The organism is Methanobacterium veterum (genome assembly GCF_000745485.1).
GTDB lineage: Archaea > Methanobacteriota > Methanobacteria > Methanobacteriales > Methanobacteriaceae > Methanobacterium_D > Methanobacterium_D veterum.
Map to the genome: position 1 here is coordinate 165,953 of NZ_KN050694.1, position 14,316 is coordinate 180,268.

11 protein-coding genes are annotated in these 14,316 nt (G+C 29.4%); all 11 read right to left on the reverse strand.

Annotated features, from left to right (window positions below; translation table 11 throughout):
- Positions 1-239: 239 nt before the first annotated feature.
- The 11 genes from EJ01_RS14670 to EJ01_RS14720 all read right to left on the reverse strand — a co-directional run bounded on the left by EJ01_RS14670 (position 240) and on the right by EJ01_RS14720 (position 13,894).
- Positions 240-1,934, reverse strand: coding sequence for a glycosyltransferase family 39 protein (locus tag EJ01_RS14670; protein ID WP_048082468.1), 1,695 nt, complete (start codon positions 1,932-1,934; stop codon positions 240-242).
- A gap of 330 nt (positions 1,935-2,264) precedes the next feature.
- The gene (locus EJ01_RS14675) at positions 2,265-3,500 is read right to left on the reverse strand and encodes a GDP-mannose 4,6-dehydratase (protein ID WP_048082469.1); all 1,236 of its coding nucleotides are present in this window, start codon (positions 3,498-3,500) and stop codon (positions 2,265-2,267) included.
- A 261-nt stretch (positions 3,501-3,761) separates the two neighbouring features.
- Entirely contained in the window at positions 3,762-4,832 is a 1,071-nt protein-coding gene (locus tag EJ01_RS14680; RefSeq protein ID WP_048082470.1) for a glycosyltransferase, read from the reverse strand.
- Positions 4,833-4,847: 15 nt separating this feature from the next.
- Entirely contained in the window at positions 4,848-5,861 is a 1,014-nt protein-coding gene (locus EJ01_RS14685; RefSeq protein WP_048082471.1) for a glycosyltransferase family 2 protein, read from the reverse strand.
- 320 nt (positions 5,862-6,181) lie between these two features.
- Positions 6,182-7,399: a glycosyltransferase family 4 protein gene (locus EJ01_RS14690; protein WP_048082472.1), complete on the reverse strand. Its 1,218-nt coding sequence runs from the start codon at positions 7,397-7,399 to the stop codon at positions 6,182-6,184.
- A 150-nt stretch (positions 7,400-7,549) separates the two neighbouring features.
- Positions 7,550-8,662, reverse strand: coding sequence for a glycosyltransferase family 2 protein (locus EJ01_RS14695; RefSeq protein WP_052376252.1), 1,113 nt, complete (start codon positions 8,660-8,662; stop codon positions 7,550-7,552).
- A gap of 24 nt (positions 8,663-8,686) precedes the next feature.
- A complete protein-coding gene (locus EJ01_RS14700) occupies positions 8,687-9,760 on the reverse strand; it encodes a glycosyltransferase family 2 protein (RefSeq protein ID WP_048082473.1) in 1,074 nt (357 codons plus the stop codon).
- Positions 9,761-9,854: 94 nt separating this feature from the next.
- On the reverse strand, positions 9,855-10,520 hold the full coding sequence (locus EJ01_RS16775) for a class I SAM-dependent methyltransferase (RefSeq protein ID WP_052376255.1): 666 nt from the start codon (positions 10,518-10,520) through the stop codon (positions 9,855-9,857).
- A 155-nt stretch (positions 10,521-10,675) separates the two neighbouring features.
- Positions 10,676-12,106 carry a flippase gene (locus EJ01_RS14710; protein ID WP_048082474.1) on the reverse strand — a complete coding sequence of 477 codons (1,431 nt, stop codon included), beginning with the start codon at positions 12,104-12,106 and terminating at the stop codon, positions 10,676-10,678.
- A gap of 391 nt (positions 12,107-12,497) precedes the next feature.
- Entirely contained in the window at positions 12,498-13,430 is a 933-nt protein-coding gene (locus tag EJ01_RS14715) for an SDR family oxidoreductase (protein WP_048082475.1), read from the reverse strand.
- Between the two features lie 35 nt (positions 13,431-13,465).
- A complete protein-coding gene (locus EJ01_RS14720) occupies positions 13,466-13,894 on the reverse strand; it encodes a DUF1616 domain-containing protein (protein WP_048082476.1) in 429 nt (142 codons plus the stop codon).
- Positions 13,895-14,316 lie beyond the last annotated feature (422 nt).

A 14,316-nucleotide genomic window follows, 5' to 3' on the forward strand; every position in this document is an offset into this window, starting at 1 on the left:
TGATACTTTGAAAGTTGATTATTTTTTAGTTTAGAGATATTTATTTTTTAGTTTAAAGATGTAAATTTATGTTATTGTATCTTCTTGTAAATAAGATATTTTTAGTTTGAAGATGCTGCATTGCTGCGTTATTTTTTGTATCTCATTGTAGGGGTATGTTTATTAATTTAAGATTGTTATTCGTGTCTAACATTGTAAATTAGGTATTTTCATTAATTTGAAGATGTAAATTCATGTTTTTATACCCTCTTGTAAACTGCTACATTTCCGAAATTTTTAATTAGTTGGTACCCCTTAAGGTTCAGTTTAGGTTCGCTTAAAGAATCTATATAATAATCTGCACTCTTGTTTTGAAGGGCATTAGCGAAATCATCAGGGTTCTTGTAAAATCTTGGAAATCCTCCATTTATTCCTTTTTTAAGATACCAGCTAACTGCAGGAGGATAATCTGAAAAGATTATTTTATCAGTGTAATCTGGATCGTATCCTTTAATCCAGTTGCTTGTATCTCCTATATCCTTGGTAAATGTTTTTTTAGGGGTATGTCCAATGTAAGTGAGCATGGCAGAGGATAAAAATATTAATGCAATAATTGAATAAATTCCCCATGATTTTAAATCTTTATTTTTTATTTTAGGCTTTATTTTATTGATAAATTCACTTAAACCTAAAATAAGGAAGTATGCAAGTGCAGGGGCCATTGTAATGAAGTACCTGTCTACTTTTACCCCTAAAGTGCTCTGGAATATGAGATAAGCTCCAAACCACAGGAGCATCATTATGTCTAAATCAATATTTTTTGCTTCTGGACTCTTTAATAAATTGTACAGCAAGAAACATGCTCCAAAAAGAAATACTTCGCTTAATAAATATTGTGTGTTGTTAAATGTTAATATGGATCCAGCAATCAGAATAATCAGCGATACTGCCTTTGCGGTTGCATATTTATTCTGGAAATTAACTTTATTTTTAAATTTAAAGCACAGAATTTTGTATATATAAATGATAAGTCCCACAGCTGCTATTAAAATAAGTATATATGCAAGTATCGATGCAAAACCTGTAGATGGGTTTAAAAGCTGTTGATATGTACCGCTGAAGGGAGCTAAAGAAATATAGTTAGGTATATTTTGAAGGTAATACCAGTAATTAGGGTTGTAAGCAACATCACCTAACCCTTTAGATGTAGATGTAAGTACATTAGCTAACAAGCTGTAAAATGATGAAATTGTCCCTAAATGCATGTAAACATATAAAAATCCAGATATTAATATTATAAGTTCTAATAAAATGCCGGCAGCTACTTTTTTAATTTTTTGTATTTGCCTTATATTAATAATGGCATAAAAGAGCACTGGTAAAATTATAAGGCCTGCTGTATATCTTGTAAGGAATGCCAGCATCATTAATGGAATGATGAAATACAGGTATTTTGGATTTTTTTTCACCCCTAAAACAGTTAAGTAGATAGCCCATATGGAAAAAGAAACACCAGGGATATCTATACCGCCTGCTGTGGCCCATGCAAGCACAACTGGAAATGATATAAATATGAGACTGCCAGTTAAGCTTTGAATTCCATTAAAACGCTGTTTTAATAAGAAGTATAGTCCAATTACGCCAATTATAAACAATATACTGTCTAAGATGAAAATGGCATTAAGAGATATGTATCCTGCTTTAAAAAAAAGCGAAGTTAAAAATGGTACAACTGGTGGAAGATAAAGTATACTGCCTTTTCCCGTGCCTGCAAAATATAATGCATTATTCAAATAAGTAAAAACATCCCAGTAAGGGACACCAATTTTCATTTGAACTTCTAAAAGATAAGCAGTTATCCCTGCAGTAATTATGGTTAATATAAAGAGGGGATTACGGTATATTTTACTTAAATTTGCAAAAGCAGATCTATATTTGTTTCTTGCGCTGTCCAATTCATCACCTTAAAAGTCCTTGAAAATCTTAGAGCATGCTATTATTTACCGTCGGTAAATTAGAATTTTATTTAGTAAGATTTGATACTGTTTCTAAGTTTTAATATTTAATTTTTGTTAGATCAATAAATATTTTTTCGCATTATCTAAAATTCATAGTACATTTTCGGATTTTAATTTATGATGCTGTAAAATGAGCATTACATATTATTTGATATTAATTTACAAAAGAATAAGTAAATAATATATTTTAGTTTTTAAAGTAAGCTAACAGCCCGTGGTTAAGTTAATGTAGTATATTTTAACATTTAACTATGAGCGAGGGTGTCGTTAAAACAAAACCCTGTTTTCTTTTTTTAAATAGTAATTCAGCTGGTCTTTTATAATGTGGTTTAGTTTATACTCAATTTTAGCCCCTAATTTTTGGATATTTTCGGTATTTGCAAATAAAATTGGTACTTCTGCTGGTCTGAATCTTTCAGGGTTGAATTCTACTGATATTTCTCCTTTATCTGTGTGGGCATAAATTCCTTTATCTGCAATTGTATACTCAAGTTCTCCTTCTAACATCATCTGGTCTACTGCTGTTTTTTCAAAGCCAACTCCAAAAATCTTGGAATTGTCCATTGAAAGTGGTTCTTTAACCATTTTTTCTCCATTAAAGGCTTCAATTTTATCAATATCCCATCCTGATTCTTTTAAACTTAATAATATGTAGCTCAATACTGAATTTGTTCGCATTGAACCCTGATTATATACTTCTCCGTTTTTACCTTTCTCAGCAAGAAGCATGTAGCCTCTAACTATTTCTTTGACATGTGACCAGTCTCTAAAAGCGTTCACATTACCTATATTAATTTTACTAATTTCTCCAAACTTTAATTTCATAATCTGGTTAGTTATAACCGATGTAACGAACATAGGTCCTCTTCCAGCACCTTCATGGTTAAAAGCACGAGAAACAACATTTTTCATACCATATGAATGGTAGTAATTCCTCATTAAAAAATCACCATAAACCTTAGAAACAGCATAAGGAGACATTGGGCGTAAAGGATTAGTCTCTTTAATAGGAACTTCAGGAATATTTTCTACTTCAGGAAATATGGAGTGATGTTTTTTTTGCACCTGTTCATGGTTATTACTGGAGGATATGACCAGTCCATATTCTTCGCTGGAACCTGCAAAAACAATTTTTGAATCAATATCTTTCATCCTTACTGCATCTAATAAATTCACAGTTCCTATGCAGTTTATTTGCTGTGTTTCCAGTGAATTCTCAAAGGATCTTGGAACAAATGACTGAGCAGCTAAATGAAAAATAAAATCAGGATCTGCAACGTCAAGTGCATTAGCAAGTGAAGTTATATCAGTTAAGTCACCACCAATCAACTTCACATCATTTTCAATTCCTTTATCTTCTAAACTTTTAGTTTTTAACCCATCAGCCCTCTTTCTAACTAAACCAAAGACAATAGCTTCCTTTTCTAACAAGGCTTCTCCTAAATAAGGCCCTACAAATCCACCTATTCCGGTTATTAAAACATTTTTACCTTTCCAGTTCATTCAAGCCCCTCATAACTAAATTTAAACTTTAAATTAAGTAATTTCTGCGTTATATTGCTTATTTTGGCTTTTATTGTGTGTAATATGTCTTATATTTCATGGAATGCGGGATTTGGTCATTTAAATTTTTTATTTCAGTAGCCATGCAAATGGGAGTATTGGTGTATGTTCATTTTTCACATGCATTCGCTAGGGAATTCTTATTATTAAGTATGTGTTTATTATTAATTAATGTTACTAATTACTTACTAATATGTAAATTTAGTCTGTTAATTCTAGATACAATTCTCTTGTTTTGTTTCCAACAGCTCTCCAGCTTGTTTTTTTGTTAAAATACCTGCATTTTTCCCTAAGATGTTCCTGTTTTTCAGTATTCCTTAGGAGTCCGCATATTTTTTCCAGTAGATCCTGCTTATTTTCGTTTTTAAAGAGTTCTATACAACTATATTCACTTTTTATTTCTTTAAAATAATCCAGGTCAGAAGTTATGGTTGGAATTTGGTAGCTTAGGGCTATATTAAGGGCTGCAGAAGCGATAATCCATCGATAAGGATATATAAAAATATCCGTGGCGCCTGCAACAATTGGCAGCTGTTTTTTATCAACAAAACCAAAAAATTTTACCCTTTCCTGTAACCCTGCATAAAATATTTGCTCTTCTAAAAGGTGCTTGTACTCAATTTGTTCTTTAGTTCTGGGTGCGCCTGCTATAACAAGGATATGGTTTTTATCAAGCTCAGGTAAAATATCAACCAGGAGGTCATGTCCTTTATTTAAACCTATAAATCCAAAAATAGTCAATATTTTCTTGCCTGTCAGGCCTAATTTATTTTTACATAACTTTTTATCCAGTAATTTACTTTGGGAGGTACCCAGCGGAATTAAAAATAACTTATCTTTTTTTACGCCACATTTTTCCATAGAATTGATTAAATTACTGTTATGAGCAATTAATTTGTCAGAAAAGTTTAGAAATTTAATAATAATTTTATCTATCGTTGATTTTGAGTCTATTTCATGTACAGTAGTAATTATTTTATTTTTTCTCCAGAATTTCAGCAGAGATATAACCATTGGAAAATAACTGAGTGAAACATTAGGTATAAAAGGGCCAAATAAATCGCTGTGGTACTGGATATGTGTAATTTGATTCTTTGGGATATTTTTTAATAATTTAAAGAAGTAAAAAGGATTTTTAGGCCCATATTTTTTAACTGGACAGATGTTGATTTGAATATCGTCATGTTTTCTTAATTCATCGACAAATAATCTAGTGGTATCTGCTATTCCACATTCTGCGTTCCAGCTGGTAATGAAATTAATCGTAATCATTTTTCCATCTGGTGATTATTTAATGAAAATACCGTTTTTTATCCCTTTTAAAAAGTAATTGCTCTGTTTCAGGCTTCTTTTATATATGCCGTATAATGTATACTTACATGTTAAATTCCAGAAATAGAATCCAAAAAAAAGGAGCAGAAAAGAAATATATTGTGTTCTATTTGCATATTTTTGCATGAACCAGAACTTATTCCGGGTATAATAATATAACTTTGTGGGGTCATCTGTTGATGCTGAAATTTTATGCCATATTTTAGCTTTTGGAACGTACACTGACCTGTATCCTGCTTTATTTCCCCTTGTACATAAATCTGCTTCTTCCCAGTAAGCAAAATATTTTGTGTCAAATAAACCTATTTTCTCTAAAACTTCTCTTTTTACAAGCAAGCAGGAACCTTCGCCATATTCTACAGTCTTTATTTCATCATACTGGCCATTATCAACTTCATTTACGCCAATGGAGTGGGATTGTCCTTTAAACATATTTAAGGATCCGCCGGCGAAATTTATGACATTTCGCTTGTTATTAAAATCATAGTAGTATGTTTTGGGGCTTGCAAACCCTATTTCATGGCTGCTTTCAGAAACTTTAACCAGTTCTCTTAAAAAATCACTGTCAACTACTGTATCATTGTTTAAGAGGAGAATGTAGTCTGAATCTAAATTGGTTAATCCATATCTTATTCCAATGTTGCTTCCCTCTGCAAATCCATAATTTTTATCATTTTTAATTAGTACTATCTCTGCAAAATTGGATTCTCTTTTTTCAGATTCTTCCTTTGTATATTCGATTGTTTCAGCGGGTTTATTTCTTCTTGAATATTTAAAAAAAGAGGATTTGATTTTGATTTCTCCTTTAAAGTACTTTCTTATTCTTTCTAAGGAGTCATCTGAAGATGCATTATCAACAAGGATTATATTGTAATTGGAATAGTCAATTTGACGTAATGACTCAAGACATTCTAACGTATCTTCAGAGCCGTTCCAGTTTAAAATTACCACTGCAATTTTTGGGTTCATAATATCATATCATGATTTTTTTTTGACTGGAAAACATTCCTTTAAAATGTTTTGGAGGTAAAAATGATACTCCATAGTTAGTATGTACTTTATAACATAAATAATTTTTATATCAATATAATATAAAATCAAGATTGGTTCTAGAGTATTATTTCTTCAAAAGAGCCCTATTTGAACTTTTTAAGGTTTTTATTATATAACTAGCAACTATTATTCTATATGATCCGATGATAAGGATAGATAATCTACAATGAGTTTAAATTATTAGTTTTCTTGATTGCGGCTTTAAAAATGATAAATTTAAACATTAAATTTGCAATTTATGATGTATATCTATCTATTGCTAGGTTTAAATGGTTTAATAATCTGATTCCTGCATGTTCTAATGTCCAGAAATTTTGAACATTAGTTATGGCATTTTTTGACATTTCACGACTTTTATCTGTGTCCCTCAGAAGTTCAAGAATGGCCTGTGCAAATAAGTTTTCATCTCGATCTATGAGCAATCCTGTTTCATTGTGTACCACTGTTTCTCTAACACCTCCCTCTTTAACAGCAACAACAGGAGTTCCACAGCTCATGGATTCAATTGGAATTAACCCAAATGGTTCAAGATAAGGAGTATAAATAACCATTTTTGCTTTATTATATAATTTTATCAGCTCATGATCATTTATTAAATCTAGAATAGTTAATTTTACTCCTAATTTATTTGCAAGTTTTTCTATGTAATTTTTCCATTCCGGCGATGAAAAATTAGAAACTATGGTGAACTCTGGACGTATTTGCTCGTTTATTAAAGATAAAGATCGTATTGTAAAATCATATCCTTTGATGGGCGTACATGAACCCACAGACAGCACGAAATCTTCAGAAGGTAGTTGCAGCGGTTTAAATTTATATGTATCAATTCCGAGGTATGAAACAAAAGAATTCAATCCGTATGTTTTTAGAAGAGATTCTCTTGAAAAATAGGAGTTTGCCAGGATATATTTGGCATATTTAGCATTTATGCTGTCAATTTTAAATGTATTGTTCAAATCACGATATTTCATTTTCTTTCTAATAAAATTAGGATTTTCTATATCATTTGAGACTTCTTCAAGGATTTTATCATTGCGTAAAGGCTGTTGGCAGTAGTAAACAGCAGGTATTTTGATATATTTAAGAATGAAAGGGGACATTGTAAATTTGTCCTGTTCACTTAAAACCACATCATAATTTCCGCCATTAATATCTGCGGCAATATTTTTTTCAGTTAATTCAAGCTCTTTCAGTGATACCAGGTCACTACTCGGAGTTTCTGGGTTGAGCTTGGAATAAATAAATGATCTTAAAAAACCAGTTTTTACAGGAAACACCTTAAAATTATTCACCAATTCTATAAGAGATAAAAAGTTTTCATTTGCAGTTTCAGGAACAAAAACATCAACTTCATGTCCTGAAGAGACCAGATATTTAACATGATCATACAATGCCCTTTTGGCCCCTCCTGAAGGTAAATTATGAAAAACAGCAATTTTTAATGTTTTTTTCATATTACTCTCCTCTGTACAGTAAGTTTTAAGCAGGTATGTAAATTCTTTATTCCTGATAATTTTAAAATAATTTAATTATTACATATGATTTAAGCCTTAAATTTTATTTAAACTGTTATTTATGTTTAAATATTATTTTTATATATTTAATCAAGATTTTTTATTGATTACTGTTATAATCAATGTTATTTCCTGTAAATTGTATTTTTTACCAGTTCTGATAGGTCTACTGTATAATTTAAGCCCGCTGATAAATCCTTTTAAATATGGGTTAAATCCACCTCTTAAATCTCTATTAAGTAAGTAGGAAATGATCTGGGGTAAAAATAGGTATATGAAGAAGTAAGATATGAATTTAAAATTATTATGGTTATTGATGTTTTGTTCCATAAAATAAATCCTATTTCGGGTACAGTAGTAAGTTTTAAGATAGTTTGTACTTGATACACTTACTTTGTGCCAGATTTTTGACTTAAATGTATAAACTGATTTATATCCTGATTTTCTTCCTCTAAAACACCAGTCAACATCCTCCCAGTACATAAAATAATTAGCATTTAACATTCCGATTTTATCAATCACTTCTTTCTTACAGAGTATACATGAACCTGTGATGTAATCTAATTCGATGTTTTGGTCATATTTACCATCATCTATCTGATTTAAAGCTGTTTCAACAGCAATAACTTTTTTGAGGTCTATTTTTCCTCCACCAGCTGCCTGTATAACCTCTTTTTTGTCGTAGAAATAAGTTTTTGCCCCTACAAACCCTATTTTTTCATCATTTTCAGCTGCTTTTACGAGTTCTTCGAGAAAATTTCTGTCAACAACTGTATCATTGTTTAGCAAGAGAATATATTCGGATTTAAAGATACAAACTGCATATTTAATTCCAGTATTGTTTCCGCCTGCAAAACCGTAATTTCCATTATTTTTTACTAAAATAATCTTTTCGGATGGTAATATATTAGAAATCTCTTTTTCATCTTTTTGTGCAGTTTCAAATTCATTTTCATTATATTCAAATATTTTTATAGGTTTATTGGATGTATCATAATGGAAAAAATTAGATTTTACTCCTATTTTTCCTTTACAGTATTCTTTTATTTTTTCTACAGAGTCGTCATTGGAATTGTTGTCCACTACTATGACATTGTAATTAGAATAATTAATATGATAAATTGATTCTAAACATTCTATGGTGTCTTTCCAGCCGTTCCAGTTCAGGATAATTATGGCAACATTATTTTCTGGCTTTTTCATGATATAACCTTTAAATGTGCTGAATCATTGTATAATCCATTCATTTTGTATTTCATATAATAGTGGGTGGTTAAACATACTGATTCTAAGCCATATATTACTTAAAATAATCCTACTAAGCTCTAATGTCTTGTTGACTTTTAATGAATATAATATGGCTTTTTTTAGATAAAATATTGTTTTATTTAAATTTTTACTTCCAAAAAGATGTGATAAGGGATAGTATTTAAGCATTGTACTCAATAAATTTTTATTGTAATGGTATTCCATTAGATCAGATGTTTTATGCTGATTTATACTTTCTGAAATACCTCTTTTATGATAAACTATTGAATTTACGGCTAAAACAGATTTGAATCCTTCTAATCTGATTCTCCAGGAAAGATCTACATCTTCAAAGATTACAAAAAAATTTTCATCAAATAATCCAATCTTTTTTAAAATTTCTTTTGGATAAACCGCCGCTGCAGCACAGGCTCCAAATATTTCTCTATCCTTTTTAAGAGGATTATATGTTGAATTTATTCCTTTGTCCATTGCACTCCAGATATAAATTTCCTGACCTAAAGAATCAATGAGTTTTCCATCAGGTTTTAAAAGTAAAGATTGAATGCTCCCTTTGTTTCTATATTTTTGAGCTGTTTTTATTAATTCTGCAAGGAAATCGGGGTCAACTATAGTATCATTATTTAAAAGGAGTATATATTGTGAGTCAGTATTTAATGCAAATCTTATTCCAACATTATTTCCTCCAGCAAAACCATAATTTTTCTTATTTTTAATTAAGGTTATTTTTTTAGATGAGGGTATTCTATAATATTCATCTGTTCTATTTTTTAATGTTTTAAGTTCTTTTTGTGTGTATTCAAAGATTTTAATAGGTTTGTTTAAATGGTTGTACTTAATATGTTTGGATTGGACCTTAATTTTGCCTTTACAGTACTCTTTTATTTTTTCTATGGAATTGTCCGTAGAACTGTTGTCTACTAATATGACATCATAATTGGAATAATTAATATGGTAAATTGATTCTAGACACTCTATGGTGTCTTTCCAACGGTTCCAGTTTAGAATAATTATTGAAACTTTTGGGTTCATTTAGGACCTCAAATTAATAAATAAAGCTTAATTTATAATTTATGAATTAAGCGACCATTATCGAAATTTTATTTAAATATAATTTAAATAACAATTATACATCAATTACTGCGTATAAACGGTAATATAAGGAAGATTTAATGAATTTTAATTTATTAAACAGGCTAATTGGTAATCTTAACCATAAAGGCAATCCTGTAATTAATGATAATTGATTTAAATTAATAGGATCATCTTCTACAACTCTAAATGTGCTGAATTCTTTTGAAATTAAGTTTTCAAGGTCTTTTTTTGTGAAAAAATTAATATGATCTTTTTCTAAAATATGTTCATATGTTAATCCTGTTGATTTAAGCTCAAAAAATTGTGTGCAGTTTGGCACTGTTATAAGTATATTTTTCTTTGCTACTCGTTTTGATTCCTTTAAAATTTTATGTGGATTATCTACATGTTCTAAAATTTCAAATAGTAAAACTGTATCAAAAGTGTTGTCTGGAAATTCTAAATTGTCTGCTTCCATTGTATATGCTTCTATGTCATTTTCACGTGCTTTTTCAACATATTCTGGATTTATGTCTACACCTATGCATTTAAATCCTAAATTGTTTAAATTACTGCAATAACCTCCTGTAGCACATCCTAAATCTAATATTTTCCTTCCCGCATGGTTGGTAACAAAATTAATGGACTTTAAGGATGCACAAGGTTCTATAGTTAAATACCAGTCTTTAGTATCTCTAAATATTTCATTAATTTCCATTAGATTACCTCCATGATACCATTAAAATATTGGTTATGTCAAAATTTTAGATTATTTAAATTCATGATTGTCATTTTTTAAGGTTTTATTTGAATATTTCAAGACCATTTAAGTTAAAATACTATATATTACTATATTTATTATTAGTAATATATTTATCTCCTTAATTGTTTCAATAGCATTATATCAACTTCATCAATGCACCCAAATATATAAATAATGATTAAATACAGCAAAGTAGCCATAATAACCAATAAAAATAGATTTAAATCTTTAAAATACAAGATAAATATGCTAATGATTAAAGTTGCAAATAAAATCTTTGATAAATCATCCATGATGGTTTTATATTGAATTCCATAACCAAATTTGTAAGTAACCAGAAAAATATACCCTGTTGAAAATATTGCAGCTATAAGTGTAGCAAAACTTGCTCCAATATAACTAAAGAGAGGAATTAAGAATAAATTTAATAATATATTTGTTGCGGCAGATATTATGGAGATTTTAGTTATAATATACTGTTTATTTATTGATTGTAACAGCTGTACAAATGGAGCCCCTGCAAAAGTTAGTATAATTGTCCATATCAATATCTGTAAGGCAATTATTGATTGGCTATATCCTAGACCGAAGATCGTTAATATAATTTTATCTGCTAAAATGGTCACTCCAACTCCCATCGGAACTCCAATTATAATCATATATTTGAAATATTTTTCGTTCATTAGTTTAAGCGAATTTTTGGAAGATGTGTAAAACTGGGACATAACTGGAAAAATAGCCATATTAATTGCATTTGGTATAAACAACAGTATCAGCATTAATCTGTATGCAGCGCTGTACCATCCAACCACTTCTGCTCCCTGTACTACCGACAGCATTATTGAGTCAATATAATTATACAACATTCCACTAAGGGCAGTTATTCCAAATGGCCATGATTCTTTTATTATTGGCTTCCAAAATGAAAGATCTATCCTAGGTTCCGGCAGCGGAAAGTTTTGCACATATTTGAAAAGGATATATGCTGAGATCAATCCTGCAGAAACCACATTAATAAAAGCAAAAAATATAATGCTTAAATTATAATGTATCATAATTACAGTGCCTAAAAGCACTATAACTGAACTTAAAATGGTACTCAATGATATGTATTCCATTTTTTCATTGGCCTGGAAAATAGCACCTAAAACACCTGAAAAAGATCCTATTATCACAGATACTGTGACAATATAAATAACATTTTTAACAATTTCTGAATACCCAATTATATTGGTGATGATTATTATCAATCCAAGCGTTAAAATGGACAGGATAATTTTTATAAGAAAAATATTTGAGATATATTTATCTCTAGCAGATAAATTCCTTGAAATTTCTCTTACCATAAGTGTACTCATACCTAAATCTGCAAAGATACCGATAATTCCAGTAATAGAAAGTGCAATAGACCATATTCCAAATATATTAGCTCCAAAGTATCTTGCAGCGTACATTGTAATGAAAAATGTGAAAATATAGCTTATGATCTGTGATATCATTAAAAAAGTAGTGTTTTTTGCTATTTTACGAACTCTGCCCATTAAAAATTCTTCCTTATTTAATGATAATATATTAAATTAAAGTTGGACATTTTAAATCATAGATCTAGTTTTAATAACTTTAATGACCATTTATTTGGTTAAAATGACATTTATGCATTAAAATAATGAAATCAAGTACCTATTTCATATTTAAATTGGAAATATTTGTTTTTGACTTATCGTTGCACATTACAATATCACTGTAAATTATTACTTACTTACAATAAATATATTTCTATTAAATGATCATTTTCATTTACAAATTAAAAATTAAATAAATAAAGGGATTAATGACAATATCTGCATTGTTTGTAAATTGAAAGCATTAATAATAAATTTAAGTTAAAAAAAATAGTTTTTTATATTTTTATAAAAATTAAACGGCATTATTTTAAGATAGAACTTTTTTAAACCATTCGACAGTCTCTTTCAGTTCCTCTTTAAAATCAGCTTTTGGATCGTAACCCAGTGATTCAGCCTTGGATATATCTGCTAATGAATACTTTATATCCCCCGGGCGTTCTTTCTCATATATAGGCTGTATGTCTATTCCAATAATCTCTTTTATCATTAAAAAAAGCTGGTTTATAGTGGTGCTTTTACCAAGGCCTATATTGAAGGCACCTGTTAATTTTGATTCTGCTGCCATAATATTAGCGGCTACAACATGTTTTACTGAGACAAAATCTCTGCTTTGTTCTCCATCCCCATATATAATTGGACTTTCATTTTTAAGTATTTTATCAATGAAAATAGGGATTACAGCAGCGTATTGTGAGTTAGGGTCCTGCCTTGGTCCAAATACATTAAAATATCTAAGGGAAATTGTTGGTAATCCATAAATTTCAGAAAATACATTGCAGTATAATTCTCCAGTAGTTTTACCCACAGCATAGGGTGATAAAGGGTTAACTGGATCATCTTCACTAAGCGGTAGTGATTCTGTATCTCCATAAACAGCTGAAGATGAGGCAAGTACTACCTTTTTAACATCAGTATTTTTTGCAGCCTCCAAAACTTTTAATGTGCCTGTTATGTTGACTTTATTTGAAATAAATGGATCATCTACACTTTTTTGAACGCTGGTAACGGCTGCCTCATGGAAAACATAATCGGCACCGTCAAAAATTTCTTCTAAATTAATTGAAGTTATATCTCCCAGTGTAGTGTCAATTTTAGAAATATTAAAGTGTTTTATATTTTCTATATTTCCAGTTGATTGATCATCAATAATAACGACCAGATTGTCTTCACTAAGTTTTTCGACAAGATGTGATCCGATAAATCCGAGACCGCCTGTAACTACAACTTTTTTATTTTTCATAGGTATTCCTCTAATATTAATGTTTAAACTGAACTTCAAGTTACACTCACGTTTAGATTAAGCGAACGATACACGTTTTGAGTATCAGGTAATTTATATAATAAAAATTTTACATTCTGGTTTCCAGCAGGAAGATTAAATTTAAACGGAATTTCTTTTTGTTCACTATTTGTAAGGGTAATGCTTTCATTTTTTAAAATATTTTGATTATTTTTTACCACTAACTGGTATGTAGTATTTGTATATTCATGATTTACAATACCAATAATCATATTTCCACTTTCGCCGGCAGTTAGATTAGTTGGGTAATCACCTGCTTTTCCAGTAGGTCCTAAAATATAAAATTCTGTGAATTTTTCGCCAGGCTGTGGAAAAACAACAATATAGATAGTTGCAGCGACTGCAATGATAAGTGCAATAATTAAAATAATTGACAGTGGTTTATCCAGGTTAAATTTACTCATATATAATCTTCCTTCTTTATGTGTGTTAAATTCATTTTATAAAATTGCTTATTTAAAAATTGTTTATCTAAATTAGATCATATTTCTAGAATATTATTATTTTATTTGTTTTGATAATTATTTCTGTTTAATATATCCTGATTCACATAATACTTTTTTCTATTTGTATACATATATAGATTAAATTAAGGATATTATTAAATGAGGTTGTGGGATATTTTATGAAATTTTAAAAGTTATTGAACTTTAAAATCTGGAAAACTAAATATCTGGAAAATCTTTAAGAATTCTTCCCTGGAAAGTACAAGGTATTATTACAACTTAATTTTTTAATTTATAGTAGTGTTAGGGTACCCTTAATTCAAATATTTCTGGTAAGATAATCTGAATCCATTGAATTAATAATTATGATTTAAGTGGAA